This window comes from Lysinibacillus sp. A4, from assembly GCF_024919535.1.
Taxonomy (GTDB): domain Bacteria; phylum Bacillota; class Bacilli; order Bacillales_A; family Planococcaceae; genus Lysinibacillus; species Lysinibacillus capsici.
Genome location: NZ_JANWTB010000007.1, coordinates 226,115 through 242,766 on the forward strand (window position 1 = coordinate 226,115; position 16,652 = coordinate 242,766).

The following is a 16,652-nucleotide window of genomic DNA, read 5'->3' on the forward strand; positions in this document are numbered from 1 at the left end:
GATTAAAAAAGGACAGACTATCCCATTTACTCTGGTGTACAAAACAGAGTTTGGCCCTATTCAGTTACTGGTTCAACATTGGGAAACGTAGTCTCATAGCATGTGTCATTTTTTAATAACCCTCCTAGCAGTGTTACGACTATTATAAATTTTAGCTATAATATGTCAAGTTTCCAAAGTTCTCTCTAAAGACACACTAATTACTGTCGATATATCACAAATGAACATTCCAAAAAGTATATCATTTGGTGAAAACCTGATATAGTATGGAATTTAAGAAAAAATAAAATTTGATTTGGTGGTGTTATGTGAATGAAGAAATACGTTATCGATATTTTAATGATTATGCTTGGATCACTGCTTTTTGCCCTAGCAGTTAACTTATTTGTTATTCCTAATGATTTAGGTGAAGGTGGCGTAACAGGCTTAACGATTATTGCTTATTATCTGTTCGGATGGTCGCCAAGTATTGTCAGCTTTGTTATGAATGCAGCTTTACTTATCGTTGGTTATAAATTTTTAAATAGACAAACAACAATTTATACAATCATAGCGGTCTCATTCCACTCTTTATTTTTACATTTAACAGAAACGTGGTCTATTTCTTCAGATGAGATTATCGTCAATACAATTTTTGGTGGCGTATTTGCAGGAGTCGGTATTGGCTTAATTATAAGAGTTGGTGGTACAACAGCAGGTTCTACAATTTTAGCGAGAATCACTAACAAATATCTTGGATGGAGTATTAGCTATGGACTTTTATTCTTCGATTTAATTGTTGCTTTTTCATCTTATTTTATCATTGGTGCGGAGGCATTAATGCTAACAATTGTTATGCTGTATGTTGGTACAAAGGTAATGGAGTTTGTTATTGAAGGGGTTAACCCTAAAAAGGCAGTTACCATTATCTCCAAAAAACCAGAAGACATTGCTGGACAGGTAACTGCTTATATGAATCGTGGGGTAACTGTACTATCAGGTCATGGTTATTATACAAAGGAACAAAAGGAAATCCTGTATATTGTTATTAGTAAGCAAGAAGTTGTAAAGCTTAAAAAAATTGTCAAGGAAGTAGACAAGGACGCATTTATTGCCATTCATGATGTAAGGGACGTTTTCGGAGAAGGCTTTATTGAATTAGCAAAATCATAAAACAGTCAAAACACCTTTTGTAGATAACAACAAAAGGTGTTTTATATTGTTGAAAAAGATTTCACTAGCAGAAAAAGAACCTTTGGCAAAGCGAAGGGTTGATTTCCGTTCCCCAATTAGAAGTAGCTTGGAACGGATATTCATTTTCACCTTTCACAAAAATTCTATTGGTGATTTTGTTTTTCTATTTACCTATTTCTATCAATCTGTAAGGAGCTTTCGATAATACTGTCTAATAGTGCTGAATAGCTGATCCCCGCTGCAAGGGCACTTTTTGGTAGGAGGCTATTTTGCGTCATGCCAGGCAATGTATTAACCTCCAACACATAAGGAACGCCATCCTTAATTAACATATCTACTCTTGCATAGACAGTGCATCTTAAAGCCTTGTAACTGATCATCGCAGCCTTTGCAACTCGGTCGTGAATTGCAAGTGGTAGTTCCACAGGCTCCTCTACTGTAGAAGCATCGTCATATTTTGCCTGGTAGTCAAAAAATACTGCTGTATGTTTGATTGACAGGATTGGCAATAGCTGTTCATTAAGGATGGGGCATGTAATTTCTTCGCCAATCAAGTACTGCTCAATAATGATTTCGTTATCCCACTTAAATACCTCTGTAACTGCAGCTAATAAGGCACTCCGGTCATGGACAATTTGAACACCCACACTAGAACCACCAGCATTTGGCTTAACTACAAGTGGATAACCCATAAGCTCTATATCCTGTAAGGGCAACTCCTCTCCTTTTATGAGATGCACCCAATCTGGCGTTGCAACACCTTCATATCGAAGGATTTTTTTAGCCATATTTTTATCCATGCACAAACTACTTGCTAGAAGACCGCTTCCTGTATAAGGAATACCCAACGTTTCTAGCACCCCCTGAATCGTACCATCTTCCCCAAACTTACCGTGAAGTGCTAACAAAGCCACATCAATATCACCCACCTTGTCAATTACCTCTTTGTTGTTATCTAATGTGATGGCCACAACTTCGTATTTTTGCTTATCTAATTGAGTGACCATTTCCTTACCTGTCATAATGGAAACCTGCTTTTCAGAGGAAGTACCACCCATAATTACGCCAACCTTCATTTTTTCAACTCCTCATAACGTTTTTCAATGTATCACCAATGATTTGAATACCTCGAACAATATCGTCATCTGCTAAACGAGAAAAGCCTAAACGAAATGTATGACTACCTCTTCCATTTGTATAAAATACATCACCTGGATAAAATACCACGCCCTTGTCATAGCATTTCTCAAGCAACAATCGTGCATCTACGTCCTCTTTTAGTTCTATAAAAAGGTGAAGCCCCCCATCCCCTGTTATCCTGCTATAGGGAATGTATTGCATACAAGCTTGACGGGCAAGCTCATATTTTTTCTTGTAAACAAATCTTGCTTTCTTTAAATATTTTTCAAAGTAACCATCCTGTAAATATTGATATAACACTGCCTGATCCAGTGTTGATGTATGAATTGTTCGAGCTCTTTTCATACTTTCCAAGCTATCAATTAACTCCCTATCTGCTAAAATCCAGCCAACACGTAAGCCAGGGAAAAGAATTTTAGAAAAGCTACCAATATAGACAATGTTATTACCTATACCGCTAAAAGCGATTAGTGGTGCCAAATGCGAGCTTGAATACCTTAATTCCTCATTAAAGCCATCTTCTATAATGGGTATTTGATATTTGGAAAAAAGCTGAAAAATAGCACTCCTTTTCTCGGAGGAAGTGACAATTCCTGTTGGATTATGATAGGACGGGATAAGATAGGCAAAATCAAAGTCCTTATCTGCTAATGTTTTTTCCACCTGTTCCATGTCAATCCCGTCATCTTGCATATCGATGCCATGTACGTCTAACCCATGCAAACGGAAAAGCTTCAATGCTGCATGATGTGTAGGATTTTCACATAGTACACGCCCTGATTTTTTAGCTAAAGAGGACAATAAAATATCTAGACCTTCTGTAAAACCATTTGTAATTAAAATATCTTTATTAGAAATGTCCACACCTTTCATCTCCATATAGCTAAGAAGGTGGTCAATTAAGGGCTTATAGCCCTTGGCATAGCCATAGTTTAAGACAATATCTCCTTCAATGGACATCCTTGTGAGAAATGCCCTTTTGAAATTTTCAACATCAAAAAGCTTTTCTTCTGGAGCTATACTAGTAAATGAAATCATGCCTTTTTTCCAGTGTATATCTTGTCGTATTAAATCAATTTCATCAGCTAATAAAGTTGTTTCATTCAGCCTTTGTTTCCAATCTATTTCAATAGAAGAAGTTTTCAATGTAGTAACCTTTCCGATAAAATGCCCTTTTCCTTTCACTGCATAGATGATGCCATCTAGCTCTAATTCGGCATATGCGTTCAGCACCGTGTTTCTACTGACCGCTAATAACTTACTAAGTTCACGGGTAGATGGAAGCTTTTGATGTTCCAACAGATGCCCCTTGACAATCATGTCTTGAACATAATCCTTCAATTGTACATAAACTGGTCGTTCATCCATAAGCTTAAAATCACTAAACACTTCCTAACCCCCTTGCTTCATTTTTGCATAAACCCTGATAACCAAAAAGGTCCACACATTATGTAATTTCCTGTTAGAGTGGTTGCTCTTCTTTCTATCATATTTCAATATGGTCATAAGCATAAAAAGAAAACTCCTCTTTTGAGAAATATATCAGCAAAAAAGGAGTTTTATTATTATTTTAAAATATCATCCAGACCGTTTTCCTTTTTATCAGGACATACTAAGGACACCACAACTCCAACAATTAAGCAAATAAAGAATGTCGCTGCCTTGGCTGACACTACAGCCTCCATAGGTGACAGGGACCATACAATCGCACTAATAAAACCGACAATAATTGTAGCAATAACCCCAATGCCTGACACACGTTTCCAGAAAAAGATTAAAAGGATCACAACCGAAAATGTATTGCCAATCCCTGCCCATGCAAAGGATACTAAGCTATAAATTACAGAACCTGATTTGAGTGAAATCATAATACCCACAATCCCACTAATAACAGCCACTAGACGCGAAAGGTGAACTAATTTTTTGCTAGAAATATTCCAACGTAATGTTTTATGAATTATGTCCTCACTTATCGATGTTGTGATGACTAACAATTGAGACGAAGCCGTTGACATAATAGCTGCTAAAATACCAGCCACAATAATTCCTGCAACCCAAGGCGGTAAAATTTCAAATACCATATGTGGCAATATCATTTCAGGATCTTCAATAGAACCTTGCTTATACAAAGTTGAGGCGAAAATCGCAGATAAAAAGGCACCCACATAGACAATTAATGTCCAAATAATCGCCATATTACGGCCAGTAATTCGCTCTTTTTCAGTCGTAATAGCCATAAAGCGAGAGCTCAATTGAGGTTGCCCCCCAAGCCAGCCAAAGAACCAGGATAGATTTGTAAATAACATCGCCCCTAAGGCAAGTCCATTTAAGCCTCCAACCCAACTATCTGCACCATTGCCCATTTGAGCTAGCTCTGTTGAAATGCTTAAACCTTGATGTTGAATTTCCATATAAGCAGCAATTGGAACAATAACAAACGAGATCAGCATTAAAAAACTTTGGATTGTATCTGTCCAAACAACGGACATAAACCCCCCCATACATGAATAGGCAATTATTATTGCTCCAATAATAATTGTTCCCCATGTGATGTTGAATCCTGAGAATGAATAAATCGTTTTACCCATCCCAGAGAATTGAGCTGCTAAATAGCAAACAAAGAATAATACCATTACTGCAGAAGCTAACCAACGAATTATATCTGCGTGCTTTGGAAATTTAACAGCAATATAATCTGTTAGGCTATTCACCATATATTTTTGTTGCTCTGTCATAAAGCGCTTTGATAAAAATAGCCATGACACAACAACGCCTAAAAGCATGCCAGATAAAATCCAAATGCCTGACAGCCCAGCCACATAAATAAAGCCAATTGCCCCTAAAAACATATAGGCGGATTCACCCGTTGCGCGCTCTGAAAAGGCTAACGCCCAGCCCGGTAGTTTATTTCCCCCTAGAAAGTAATCATTATGTGATAAATCTTTTTTACTGAAGTAAATCCCTACTCCTAGCATAGCGAGTAAATAGACAAATATTTCAACATAAACAATTGTATGCATATACCCAAAGTCCTCCATCTGATTAATCTAAACAATCCCAATTGGTTTTATCAGATAATAGTTCGGGTTTTTTTAATTGTCAATAACTAATTTTGTAAAAAGGAGGCAAAGTATTTCGATATTTCTACAAACTTCAAAGCTCCTGGAGAAAGATGAATACTGTGTTTGTGTGCAATTCCAACCTGTCTAACATATGCTTGATAAAATTTTTTTCTAATCAGGTTACTTGGTGCATGTAGTAAAAGGGAGTTGGGCACAACAGAAATGCCTAAATTTTCATTGACCATTGTCAAAATGACTTGATCAACTGATAATTCATAGACTACATTGGGATGGATTTTATGTTTAGCTAAAATCCTTGATACATCTCGATCAATCGTACGTTTAGGCATAATCCAACGTTCATCCTGCAATTGCTCTAGAGAGAGCCTTTCTTCCTTCGCCAATGGATGTTCCTGTGCCATAATGCAAACAAGCTCATCATTAAAAATCGCATCGAATACAAGATATTTAGAATTTGGCTGCACTAAAAAACCGATATCTACAACGCCATTATGAAGCCATTCTTCGATTTGATCATAATCTCCCTCCATCAAACGTATTTCTAGGTCTGGATAATGCTGTTCGAAATACGCTAAAACCTTTGGTAATAAGACCAAGGAAACACTTGGTAGAATACCAACCGATAACATCCCACCAATGAGATTCTTTAAATTTGCTACAGAGGTTTCAAGCTGCTGTTGTTGCTGCAATATTTTTGAGATGTGTTCGTAAACAATTCTCCCCTCACTCGTTAAAACAATATTATTGCGGTTTCGAATAATTAGAGAAAGCCCTAATTCTGCCTCTAAATTACTAATCGTATGACTGATTGAAGACTGTGTGAGATTGAGCTTTAAGCCTGTTTCTGTAAAATTTCCTGTATCGATAAGTGTATGGAACGCAATATATTGTGCTAATGTAGCCATGCTATTCTGCTCCTTTTATGATTTTTTTTCATATTCGATTGTGTAAATATTCATTTGATTTAAATTACTAGCCACCTCTATAATAAAAATAAAATCCAAGTAAATCAATATGATTTGTTAATGAGGGGGCTCATAAAATGGCAGAGGACAAATTAATGATGAAGGCTTTATCTATGGACATAATTACCGCAAAAATGTTTACAGAATTACATCTCTCCATTACAGAGCAGTATGGCGAGCATGGTCGGAGATTAGTACAAAAAGGCTTAGATGCGTTTGGTTTAAAGGATGCTGAAGCAATGGCGAAAAAAGCAACAGCAGAAGGGGAAAATCATACTTTCTTTGAATACTTACCCCAAATCGTTGTAGGTGAAGAGAAATTTGCCGATTTAACACCGTTTGCTCGATTTTCTAAAATGTTTGCACAGATTGCCAAGCAAGTTGTAGATGAATATGGTGAAGCTGGTGAACAAGTGATTATGCGGGCAGTAGAACGTTTTGGTCATAAACGAGGCCAAGGTATTGCTCAACGTGCTCGCACAAACGGTCTAGAAAATTCCGTGGAGCATTATTTAACTAACTATGATATGGGTCGTAGTGATTTGTTTGAAATCGATACAGTTTATAAGGAAAATGAGGTTGAACAAACGTTTACTCACTGCCCATTAGGTCAACAATGGGCAGATGATGATATGGGTAAATACGGCATTTTGTATTGTAAAGTCATCGACCCCTCTATTGCTAAAGGGTACAATAAAAGCCTAGAGGTGGTACATGATCAATTTGTTTTACGTGAAGGACAGTGCCACTTCCAATTCCAAATGAAAGAGTGATGTCATGATTAACGGAGTTAGGCTCGTACAGCATCTTCAAGACTTAAGTCAAATTGGTCGTAATGAAAAGACAGGTGGCATTAACCGCTTCTCGTTCACACCAGAAGAAAAGCAGGCAATTGAGTTAGTCACAACTTATATGGAGCAAGCAGGTATGAATGTCACAATCGATGCAGTTGGAAACCTTATTGGTACATATGGTGAAGGAAATGAAACCATTATGCTAGGTTCTCACATCGATACAGTACCAGAGGGTGGCAAATATGATGGAGCATTAGGGGTGCTAGCAGCTATTGAAGTGGTACATACTATGCATGAGCAACAGTTGATACCCTCTAAAAAAATTCAAGTCGTCGCTTTTAAGGATGAGGAAGGCACGAGATTTGGCTTTGGGCTTCTTGGCAGTAGTGCAATGGCTGGTCTTTTAACAGAGGAGCAATTACAGCATACAGATGAAGCTGGCATTTCCATCGAAGAAGCCATGAAAGATTTCCATTTATCACCTTATCCTTTAACACAAGTGCATCGTAATGACATAAAAGCTTATTTAGAAATGCATATCGAGCAAGGAAAAGTGTTAGAAAATGAAGACCTACCAGTCGGTGTTGTCACAGGTATTGCAGCCCCATTATGGCTAGAGGTAACCGTAACGGGTGTCAGTGAACATGCTGGTGCAACACCTATGCCGATTCGTCAGGATGCTCTAACTGCAGCAAGTGAAATGATTTTAGCTATTGAGCAACTATTAAACAATACAACAGATTCCGTTGCAACGGTTGGTAAGCTAACGGTCTCTCCAAATGGGACAAACGTTATACCAGGTAAAGTTACGTTCTCGATTGATCTTCGTGATATTGACGAAAATAAAGTAAGTGCATTAGAGCAGGAAATTATGCAACAGCTTCAACAAATTGCTGAACGAAGACATGTCTCATTGGCTTCCAAAGTATTACAGCGCATTAAGCCTGCAAAAACCGATGCCTTACTACAACAGCAACTTACTACAAGTATTGAAAAGCAAGGTATACGTCCTTATTCTCTCATAAGTGGTGCTGGGCATGATGCAATGAATATAGCTGAAATTGCCCCGATTGGAATGCTATTCGTCCGCTCGAAGGACGGCATTAGTCATAATCCATTAGAATACAGCTCAGATGAGGATATTGTTGTAGCAACTAATATTTTTTATGATACTGTTGTCGAACTCTCTAAATAGCCCATAATATAGAAGAAAGCCATTCTCTAAATTGTTGAGAGTGGCTTTTATAGAAAGTCTTTATTCTTCGCCTTAGCAATAGTATTTTGAATGAACGGTTCCTTTTTCTTGGTATAGGTTTGGCGATCATACTGAAAGTGAACAGCAAGCTGTTCTTTTAACGTTTCATATTCATCCGCCGTTTGAGCATTTAATCGAAGATAATCTCGGAACAGACATTTGTCAATCCATTCACTACTGTTATATTCACATATATGTAAATGACATGTTCCTTGGCCCCATAGCCCTTTTCTAAAAAATCTTCTTCTATCCATTAGCTCAGGTTTAGGAACATATTCATACCCAATTATTCTTAAAGCCTCTATTAATTCCGAGACTCCTTCTATCCTTTGGACTCCTAGAAGAATATCAATAATGGGCTTAGCCTTTAAACCTTTGATAGATGTGCTACCTATGTGCTCAATCCCTAATATTGCAGGACCAATAGCTTCTTGTATACTCCTTTTTTCATCTAAAAATTGTCCTTCCCAATTTGGATCATAGTCAGACAATACCACTTCAATTTTTTTCATGTGTCATTCACCTCACTTTTTTGAAATAAGCCAACTATAAATAAAGCGTATTTACCTTAAAATAATAAATCTATTTCGTTTTTAAATTTCCCTTTATATAAGAAGATCTCTCTATATTTGATTGAACTGGTTTCATTTTAGCATAAGGAATATTATCTCTTTTAATATGATATAGTGTAATTATGGTTAATTTTCCAAAATAATTGAAAGGGGCTATAAAATGGAAGAGATTTTAACAATTACGAATTTAACGAAGAGTTATGGAAACAAGGAAATTTTGAAAGGGATTGACCTTCACGCAGCTAGAGGTGAAATCATCGGTTATATCGGTCCCAATGGCGCGGGTAAAAGTACAACTGTAAAACTTATTCTAGGGCTAGAAGGTGATTATGGTGGCGAGATTAAGCTCTTTGGGAAAAGCATAGGACAAGACCAAATTGATTATAAACGGCGAATTGGTTACGTCCCTGAAATCGCTGATGTTTATGATAACTTAACAGGCTATGAGTATTTAACCTTCATCGGCCAGCTATATGGATTAGAGCTAGAGGAGGCGGCTGACAAATCCAAATCACTAATGGAACTGTTTGGAGTTGGTGAAGCATACCATTCTAGAATTTCTTCCTATTCTAAAGGCATGCGTCAAAAACTACTAATTATTGCAAGCCTTATACATAATCCAGACCTGCTATTTTTAGATGAACCAATCAATGGCCTAGACGCAAACAGTGTCATGATTTTTAAAGAAATCTTAACGCAACTAGCTGCCAATGGAAAGACTATATTTTACTCATCACACATTATGGATGTCGTTGAAAAAATCAGTAGCCGCATCATTTTGCTGTATGATGGAAAAATTGCAGCGGACGGAACATTTGCCCAATTACAAGCAGATAATACTGAAGGAACATTAGAAAGAATTTTTAACCAGTTAACAGGATTTCATGAACATCAGGAAATCGGAGAAAAATTTGTGTCCGTCGTTCGTGGGGGACAATTATGACAGATTTCAAAACGCTACGATTGCTTGATAAGTTCCGATGGCTTTTTATAAAAATGGGCATTGATTATGACATGATGAGAAAAATCCTCCATATAAAATTAACAATGGATGAACGGAAAGTACCTACCCTATTTAATCAAAACAAAAAGAAAGACAATCAAAAGTATGGCTACATTAAGTCTCTATGGATTTATATGTTATTCGGGCTTATACTCATCCCGCTTATGGGATTTGGTCAAAATTTTCTATTTCAGATGAGTATCGCCTTTGCAATGATCATCTTTTTGATTATGACTTCATTGATTTCTGACTTTTCTTCTGTGCTTTTAGATGTACGAGATAAAAGCATACTTTCAACTAAGCCTATTTCAGCTAAAACAATTAATGCAGCAAAATTTATGCATATTTTTATTTATTTATCCTATTTAACATTGGCCCTAACAGCCATCCCTCTAATAGTCAGCCTTTTTACTCAAGGTATTGTGTTTTTTATTTTAACAGGTCTTGAGATTCTATTAATGAATTTATTTATAGTTGCCATCACAGCCATTTTATATATTGCCATTTTACGCTTCTTCGATGGTGAAAAGCTGAAGGATATGATTAATTATGTACAAATCGCTTTATCTCTAATGCTGATGATTGGCTACCAAGTTCTTATTCGATCCTTTGAATTTGTCAATTTAGATATGGTAGTGTCGTTTCATTGGTGGAACCTCTTCTTAATACCGATGTGGTTCGCTGCCCCTTATGAACTCATACTGCATGGTGACACATCCTTATTGACCGTCATTTATACCATCTTAGCAGTGATTGTACCTATTATTTCGATTTGGATCTATATTAAACTCATACCAACCTTTGAACGCAATCTCCAAAAACTGCTAAGTACAAGTAAGTCTAAAAAGGAAAAGAACAATCGACTAAAGTCGTTTTTATTAACCATTGTGTGTAGAACACACGAGGAACGAGCTTTCTATCGCTTCGCAGCTCTGATGATGAAGCAAGAGCGAGAGTTTAAGCTAAAGGTCTACCCATCTTTAGGCTTTTCATTTATTATTCCCTTTATTTTCATGTTTACTTTTAGCAGAGGGGAAGAAGTCGATTATGCTAGTAGTATGAGCTATTTAAATATCTATTTTAGTATGATGATTATACCATCCGCTGTCCTTATGCTTGGTCACTCTGCTAAATATAAGGCTGCATGGATTTATAAAACGCTACCGCTTAAAGATTATACAGATTTACAAAAAGGTAGCTTAAAGGCATTTTTAATTAAATTGTATACTCCGTTATTTTTAGTACTAAGTATAGTCTTTAGCTATATTTATAGTATTCGAATTATCCCTGATTTACTAGCTGTTTTGGTAACAAGCTGGTTATATACCATCCTTTGTTTCGTCATGATGACAAACAAATTACCCTTTACCAAACCCTATGATGAAGTTAATGATGCACAAGGCTGGAAGATTCTTTTGTTATTGCTCCCTTTAGGTTTACTTGTAGGGCTGCACTATATAATAGCTAGTCAGATAACATACGGCTCTACTATATATTTCATTGTGCTTTTCTTCATCAACATCTTGATATGGAAACTGGTTTTTAAATCGAAAAAATAAACCAAAAAAACGGCTCAAATCCTATAATAGAGTGGGATCAGCCGTTTTTTCCATGCCATGATGTTTAAAAGATAAATGCAACGATTTCTTCCTCACCGCTTTTCATATCTTTTATTTTATACATATTTTGATTGACCTCGTTATCTCCTAATACAATAACCTTCGGTGTGTTTTCACGATTGGCTTTTTCCATCGCCTTTTTCACTTTTTTCCCACTTAGCTCAACTTCTATCTTATATTTTTCTCGCCGTAATGCAGTTGCTAGCTTTAGTGCCTCTTTTTCTGTTCCCAGAGGAATAATATAAATATCCACGCTATGAGCGTTTTGCTCTATTTTTCCCGAAAGCTCTAGTGCTGTATAGATGACATCTAAACCAAATGAAATACCAACAGTAGCATAGGTTTGATTTGTCTCTAAAAGGCCACCAATAGCATTGTCATAGCGTCCCCCACTACCAATACTTGAGCGGATTGTTCCATCTGCTAAAAAAATTTCATAAATTGTTCCTGTGTAAATTTCAAGTCCCCTCGCTAAAAATGGATTGAAAATACATTGGTCACTTATTTCAAGTGCCTCTAAATAAGAAGTTAATTCCATTAATTCCTGTAAACCTTGTTGTAAAAAGACATTCTCGGTCGCGAATCCTTCAAAATACGCCATACTTATTTGAGGACGTTCATCTAAAAAGTGCTTTATTTTATGAATACTATTATCTGATAACCCCAATGCCTTCAATTCTGCGAGCATTGTTTTCTCGTCTATTTTTTCAATCTTATCTAATGTTAAAATAACTCGATTCATTTGTTCCTGTTCAACCTCAAATAATTGCAGTAAACCAACTAAAAGCTTGCGATTATTATATTGGAGATTAATTTTAAGTTTAAGCTGATCAAAGGCATCTATCGCCATCATCATTAGCTCCGCCTCAGCAGCCTGTGATTCTACCCCAACAATATCTACATCACATTGTGTAAATTCGCGAAAACGACCAGCCTTGATGGGGCCATCTCGAAACACTTTGCCAATCTCATATCGTTTAAATGGCATAGCAATCGCTGGATTCATCGCTACAACTTTTGCAAATGGAATTGTTAAATCATAGCGTAACGCTAAATCTCGCTCACCTCGATCTGTTAATGTATACATCTCCTCTAAAATCTCAGCACCACCAGCATATTTAGAAGCCATCAACTCTGTATAGTTAAGAATAGGTGTTTCTAACGGCTTGCAGCCATAGGCTATAAATGTATCTTCTAACGTACGTCGTATCACACGACGAGTAGCCTCTTGCTCTGGTAAATAATCTTGTGTTCCTCGAACATTCTGATAGTCCATTTTTTTCATCATAAGCTCCTCCTCATTTTTTGAGCAATAAAAAAACCGTATAACGATAAAGCTTCAAATCAGCTTTATTTATACGATTACATGAGAAATAGTCTTCCTATTCAATATTAATAAGTTAATAAGGATAGCAAGACTAGTGATGATGATGATGTTTTATTGTGAATGATTGGACAAGAGTAATGACCATGTTTATTCCCCCTTTTTTATTAAGGGTTACTATAAGACACACCCAATAGAATGTCAAATTTTTTCTAAAATTCACACAGTATTTTTTTCATTTTTTCTAGAGTAGCTAACATTTCAGCTAACTCTTCAGTTGTTAAGTGAGCATGGTACTTTTCTGTAATCTGTTGATTAAAGGCTTCGACTTCCTGTTTATATAATAGACCCTTCTCACCTAATTCGACAGAAAAGGCACGCTTATCCTCCTCATGCTGCCTTTTCATTATATAGCCATCCTGTTCAAGCTTGGTTAATTGCTGACTCACTGCACTTTTTGTAATAGCCATTTTATCTGCTAGTTCTGAAGGCGAGCAGGATGGATGACGCATTACTAATGTTAAAAGAACATATTGCTGATTATTTAAGGAGAAATTAGTATAAGCCCTTTCCATTTTCTCAAGCATGATCCAAATATCTTCAATGGTTTGATTTATTTGCTCTGCTACCTGGTTATTCTTCATTTTTTTGAGTGTCACCTTTTTCTCGCCATTTTTTAGGATTTAGATAGCTTTTAAATTTGTTGGCTACTTCTTTTCCAACAAGTAAAGCACCAAGCCAAAATAAGATTTCAGCCATAATAATACTTCCTGGTATAATCCCTGCCTTTACTTTTGTAGGTATCGGTGTGAAAGGTGTAATAATTGGGATTAACCATAAAGAAAGTGAAAAGATAATAATGCCTAATCCAAGCTTATAAGCAAAAGATTTTTGTGTTCTTTCGTTAGAGGTCATGTATCTTCTCCTGTAATAATTAATTTATTTAAGTTAACTAAACTATATGATACATTTCTTTTTATGTAAAGCTTTTTAATCTTTATAACAAAAATTCCCATCTATTTGACTAGTGAGAGTCAAATAGATGGGATTACTAATTTAGTTATTTTCCAAATGTAAGGGGTATACGTAGCTCATCATTTGGCTTGTTAGTTAAATATTTATAAATGAGAATTTCTAGCTCCTCCTTGTCAAAATTCTCATAAACATCCATTCTTTTATTATTTTCAAGAATGCCCATAAATTCAGGCGTCCCATAGATTTCTTCTTTACCCTCTAAATAATAGGTTTGATTGACTCCAGCAAACCCTGGATCAGGGCTTAATGATTCCACATAAAGGTTATTGTCCTTCATATAATACGTCCATGAAATTGGATACCCTGCTATATTAGATGTTACACTTTGATGCTTTGCTGATATGTTCGTTAATTGGATTGAATTATCGTCTCCGTATAAACCTTCAACACGGTTCTTAGCAACGAAAGTTAAAGGTTGATTTTCCAAAGAAGCTGCATTTAGTCCAACTATTTCAAAGCGCAGCTCTGTTTCATTAGGATTTCCAACTTTACCCGAAATATATCCAGTCAATAATGTTCCACCTATATCCAGTTGATAATCCATATAAGGGAAAGTTTCGTATTTTTCTTGAGTAAGAACTAATCGAACTTGGGTCGGTGTAACCGTCATTTCATGAATTTTAGTGCCACCAGGCACATTGTCAATTGGAATATCTAATACTTGCTTAAATGATGTATTTTCCAGTTGTGTTTTAGAGAGATTTAGTTGCATATTCCAAGTGCTTTCTTTTGTTTCTAGTATGCGGTTATAAGAAATTTGGAATTTAGTTCCCTCTTCTTGTAAGGCTTCAGACTCGAATAGTTGCTGACTAAAATATTCTCCTTTTGCTCCCTGTCTTCCCATGAAAGATTTTTTCCCTGTTTCAATTGAATGATTCGTATTATTAATCGCCTCAATGAATATCCCTGTATTTCGGACTTTTAAATCTGTAAGTGTAACTGCCGTTTTAAGCAATATTTTACCCTTATCTTGTGCAAAAGATTGAATAGACACTGTGTCAACTCCGTCCTTTTGAATAGGGAACACTTGCGTAGTTAAGTCATTTGGATTATAGTCGATAGAATATTTTTTATCGCTGATGAATTGAATATTCTCCATCATAAGCTCCACATCTGTCATCTGTCCTTCAGCAACCCAATCCGTTTCAAAATAACCCTGAAAGGTACCAAGCTCCTCATTCCAAGAATGTGTATAATTCCCTTCAATAAAGTTACCCTTTGAATCTTTAAGCCCGGTATGTTCAAAGCCTATATCCTCTCCATCCCAAGAGGCATCAGGTTTCAAACTATACAAAAGAAAGGTTCTGTTATCATCGATAAACGCCGTATGTACGGTCAACGTAAACCCATCCTTCGTAACAGATTGTTCAATCGTCTGCCCTAAGCCCTGGTCTAATGCAGACTGAATACCAGCTCTATAAGATAGAATAGTTGACCAATCATAGTTCAGTGCTGCATAGACAGGTGTAGCCATTAGAGCGACAGCTAATCCTGCAACTAAAACAAATCTCTTTCTTTTTCGAGGTAGAAGTTCGATCGGTTCATTTACCATTTTTAGTTCATCCTGCTGGATACCATTCCACATTTGTTCAAAGTCAGGATACTTCATGTTATGGTCTGCGTTCATCTCTTTTTTCAATTTCTTTTCAATGCGTTCCAAATTGATTCTCTCCCTTCAACCATAAATTTTGTTTTTGTTCTAGTTTTTTGCGCATGATTTTCAATGCCTTATGGAGTCTCGATTTCACCGTTCCCACTGGAATCTTTAGCGTTTCCGCAATTTCCACTAATGATAGCTCACCAATGTAGCGGAGGGTGACAACAGCCATTAACTTTTCTGGTAGCTGTCTGAGTAGTGCCTCCCACTCCTCCTCAGCTGCCTTCTCCAGTACAATGGTGTCTACAGATTTAACTGATGCCGTAGTTTGCTCCTGTAGCAACTGTACCTGACTCACTTTTTTTAACTGAGCCTGCTTTCTTTTAAGCAAATTTAAACATTGATTCATCGCAATCCGTAAAATCCAAGCACGTGTATGCTCTACACTTCTCCAATCCTGACGAAAGACGGTGACAAATACATCATGGCAGAGATCTTCCGCATCTTGGGCATTCCGTAGCATGTAATAACAGGTACGGTAAACATCTTTGTTGTATGAATCGAATAATTCACGTTCTGTCAATCCAAGGCACTCCTTTCTGATGGTTCTACGTTATAAACAAATGACTACTTGAAAAGGTTCATTTTTTTAAGAAATTCATATACGTACTTTTTTAATTTAGTGTTTATGTAAAAAGATCCAGTTAATGTGCAAAAAAAAACAGATGGCAATAGAGGTCCGTTATGGAACATCTAATCCATCTGTTTTTGGCTATTGGGAAATGGTGAGCGAAGGCAATATCATGAATCACATTTGATTCTTCTAGAAACTAATTTTAAACTTCACCTTTTTTTCGTGCTGTCATTTCATCTTTCATTTCATCTTTTAAAGCTTCAATTGACTGTTTACGTCGCTTATTTTTTTCCTTTAGCCTGTTACTTTCTAGAGGATCTGCAAATTCCATACTAATTTCTGCTTCCTGCACTTTCTCCTCAGTATTTTTAACAATATCACGGATGCGTTCAACATTATTGGAGCGATCATCTGATTTTCGATGTCTTGAATTAGCCATGTTAACCTCCTCAAATTAT

General features: G+C 36.4%; 17 protein-coding genes. 5 read left to right on the forward strand and 12 right to left on the reverse strand.

From position 1 onward, the window contains the following. Nucleotides 1-64: 64 nt before the first annotated feature. Entirely contained in the window at nt 65-109 is a 45-nt protein-coding gene (locus NY607_RS24330) for an erythromycin resistance leader peptide (RefSeq protein ID WP_112118014.1), read from the reverse strand. A 203-nt stretch (nt 110-312) separates the two neighbouring features. On the opposite strand from NY607_RS24330, the gene NY607_RS16165 reads away from it, so the two are divergent. Continuing rightward, nucleotides 313-1,152 carry a YitT family protein gene (locus NY607_RS16165; protein WP_036079667.1) on the forward strand — a complete coding sequence of 280 codons (840 nt, stop codon included), beginning with the start codon at nt 313-315 and terminating at the stop codon, nt 1,150-1,152. A 188-nt stretch (nt 1,153-1,340) separates the two neighbouring features. Here NY607_RS16165 and NY607_RS16170 read toward each other — a convergent pair whose 3' ends face one another. The 4 genes from NY607_RS16170 to NY607_RS16185 all read right to left on the reverse strand — a co-directional run bounded on the left by NY607_RS16170 (nt 1,341) and on the right by NY607_RS16185 (nt 6,301). Then, nucleotides 1,341-2,249 carry a D-alanine--D-alanine ligase gene (locus NY607_RS16170; RefSeq protein ID WP_131521006.1) on the reverse strand — a complete coding sequence of 303 codons (909 nt, stop codon included), beginning with the start codon at nt 2,247-2,249 and terminating at the stop codon, nt 1,341-1,343. Between the two features lie 4 nt (nt 2,250-2,253). Continuing rightward, complete coding sequence (gene pdxR, locus NY607_RS16175; protein ID WP_131521007.1) at nt 2,254-3,702, reverse strand: MocR-like pyridoxine biosynthesis transcription factor PdxR; 1,449 nt, start codon at nt 3,700-3,702, stop codon at nt 2,254-2,256. 176 nt (nt 3,703-3,878) lie between these two features. Continuing rightward, a complete protein-coding gene (locus NY607_RS16180) occupies nt 3,879-5,333 on the reverse strand; it encodes a sodium/proline symporter (protein WP_131521008.1) in 1,455 nt (484 codons plus the stop codon). A gap of 86 nt (nt 5,334-5,419) precedes the next feature. After that, the gene (locus NY607_RS16185; protein WP_131521009.1) at nt 5,420-6,301 is read right to left on the reverse strand and encodes a LysR family transcriptional regulator; all 882 of its coding nucleotides are present in this window, start codon (nt 6,299-6,301) and stop codon (nt 5,420-5,422) included. Nucleotides 6,302-6,438: 137 nt separating this feature from the next. On the opposite strand from NY607_RS16185, the gene NY607_RS16190 reads away from it, so the two are divergent. Beyond that, nucleotides 6,439-7,134, forward strand: a complete 696-nt coding sequence (locus tag NY607_RS16190) for an L-2-amino-thiazoline-4-carboxylic acid hydrolase (RefSeq protein WP_131521010.1) — start codon at nt 6,439-6,441, stop codon at nt 7,132-7,134. A gap of 4 nt (nt 7,135-7,138) precedes the next feature. Beyond that, complete coding sequence (locus NY607_RS16195; RefSeq protein WP_131521011.1) at nt 7,139-8,350, forward strand: Zn-dependent hydrolase; 1,212 nt, start codon at nt 7,139-7,141, stop codon at nt 8,348-8,350. A gap of 47 nt (nt 8,351-8,397) precedes the next feature. Here the strand turns inward: NY607_RS16195 and NY607_RS16200 are convergent, their stop codons facing one another. Next, entirely contained in the window at nt 8,398-8,922 is a 525-nt protein-coding gene (locus NY607_RS16200; protein ID WP_131521012.1) for a GrpB family protein, read from the reverse strand. Between the two features lie 220 nt (nt 8,923-9,142). Here NY607_RS16200 and NY607_RS16205 point away from each other — a divergent pair, with 220 nt between their 5' ends. Beyond that, nucleotides 9,143-9,925 carry an ABC transporter ATP-binding protein gene (locus tag NY607_RS16205; protein WP_066037934.1) on the forward strand — a complete coding sequence of 261 codons (783 nt, stop codon included), beginning with the start codon at nt 9,143-9,145 and terminating at the stop codon, nt 9,923-9,925. Beyond that, complete coding sequence (locus NY607_RS16210; protein WP_259419990.1) at nt 9,922-11,544, forward strand: hypothetical protein; 1,623 nt, start codon at nt 9,922-9,924, stop codon at nt 11,542-11,544. The genes NY607_RS16205 and NY607_RS16210 overlap by 4 nt, the downstream gene beginning before the upstream one ends. A 64-nt stretch (nt 11,545-11,608) precedes the next feature. On the opposite strand, the gene NY607_RS16215 is transcribed toward NY607_RS16210, so the two are convergent. From NY607_RS16215 to NY607_RS16240, 6 genes are all read right to left on the reverse strand, one after another. Beyond that, nucleotides 11,609-12,889: a histidine--tRNA ligase gene (locus NY607_RS16215; protein WP_131521013.1), complete on the reverse strand. Its 1,281-nt coding sequence runs from the start codon at nt 12,887-12,889 to the stop codon at nt 11,609-11,611. A 251-nt stretch (nt 12,890-13,140) separates the two neighbouring features. Then, nucleotides 13,141-13,572 carry a MarR family winged helix-turn-helix transcriptional regulator gene (locus NY607_RS16220; protein WP_048393972.1) on the reverse strand — a complete coding sequence of 144 codons (432 nt, stop codon included), beginning with the start codon at nt 13,570-13,572 and terminating at the stop codon, nt 13,141-13,143. After that, nucleotides 13,562-13,843 (reverse strand): transporter suffix domain-containing protein, encoded by a 282-nt coding sequence (locus NY607_RS16225; RefSeq protein ID WP_131521015.1) that lies wholly within the window; start codon nt 13,841-13,843, stop codon nt 13,562-13,564. The genes NY607_RS16220 and NY607_RS16225 overlap by 11 nt, the downstream gene beginning before the upstream one ends. Before the next feature lie 145 nt (nt 13,844-13,988). Further along, complete coding sequence (locus tag NY607_RS16230; RefSeq protein ID WP_237898873.1) at nt 13,989-15,623, reverse strand: DUF4179 domain-containing protein; 1,635 nt, start codon at nt 15,621-15,623, stop codon at nt 13,989-13,991. After that, the gene (locus NY607_RS16235; protein ID WP_048393966.1) at nt 15,610-16,143 is read right to left on the reverse strand and encodes an RNA polymerase sigma factor; all 534 of its coding nucleotides are present in this window, start codon (nt 16,141-16,143) and stop codon (nt 15,610-15,612) included. The genes NY607_RS16230 and NY607_RS16235 overlap by 14 nt, the downstream gene beginning before the upstream one ends. A 253-nt stretch (nt 16,144-16,396) precedes the next feature. Continuing rightward, nucleotides 16,397-16,633: a small acid-soluble spore protein Tlp gene (locus NY607_RS16240; protein ID WP_131521017.1), complete on the reverse strand. Its 237-nt coding sequence runs from the start codon at nt 16,631-16,633 to the stop codon at nt 16,397-16,399. Nucleotides 16,634-16,652: the final 19 nt, after the last annotated feature.

Excerpts from the sequence above, each read along its gene's own strand:
- NY607_RS16165 (WP_036079667.1), top strand. The coding sequence starts at position 313 with ATGAAGAAATACGTTATCGATATTTTAATGATTATGCTTGGATCACTG.
- NY607_RS16170 (WP_131521006.1), bottom strand. The coding sequence starts at position 2,249 with ATGAAGGTTGGCGTAATTATGGGTGGTACTTCCTCTGAAAAGCAGGTT.
- NY607_RS16180 (WP_131521008.1), bottom strand. The coding sequence starts at position 5,333 with ATGCATACAATTGTTTATGTTGAAATATTTGTCTATTTACTCGCTATG.
- NY607_RS16185 (WP_131521009.1), bottom strand. The coding sequence starts at position 6,301 with ATGGCTACATTAGCACAATATATTGCGTTCCATACACTTATCGATACA.
- NY607_RS16190 (WP_131521010.1), top strand. The coding sequence starts at position 6,439 with ATGGCAGAGGACAAATTAATGATGAAGGCTTTATCTATGGACATAATT.
- NY607_RS16195 (WP_131521011.1), top strand. The coding sequence starts at position 7,139 with ATGATTAACGGAGTTAGGCTCGTACAGCATCTTCAAGACTTAAGTCAA.
- NY607_RS16200 (WP_131521012.1), bottom strand. The coding sequence starts at position 8,922 with ATGAAAAAAATTGAAGTGGTATTGTCTGACTATGATCCAAATTGGGAA.
- NY607_RS16205 (WP_066037934.1), top strand. The coding sequence starts at position 9,143 with ATGGAAGAGATTTTAACAATTACGAATTTAACGAAGAGTTATGGAAAC.
- NY607_RS16210 (WP_259419990.1), top strand. The coding sequence starts at position 9,922 with ATGACAGATTTCAAAACGCTACGATTGCTTGATAAGTTCCGATGGCTT.
- NY607_RS16215 (WP_131521013.1), bottom strand. The coding sequence starts at position 12,889 with ATGAAAAAAATGGACTATCAGAATGTTCGAGGAACACAAGATTATTTA.
- NY607_RS16220 (WP_048393972.1), bottom strand. The coding sequence starts at position 13,572 with ATGAAGAATAACCAGGTAGCAGAGCAAATAAATCAAACCATTGAAGAT.
- NY607_RS16225 (WP_131521015.1), bottom strand. The coding sequence starts at position 13,843 with ATGACCTCTAACGAAAGAACACAAAAATCTTTTGCTTATAAGCTTGGA.
- NY607_RS16240 (WP_131521017.1), bottom strand. The coding sequence starts at position 16,633 with ATGGCTAATTCAAGACATCGAAAATCAGATGATCGCTCCAATAATGTT.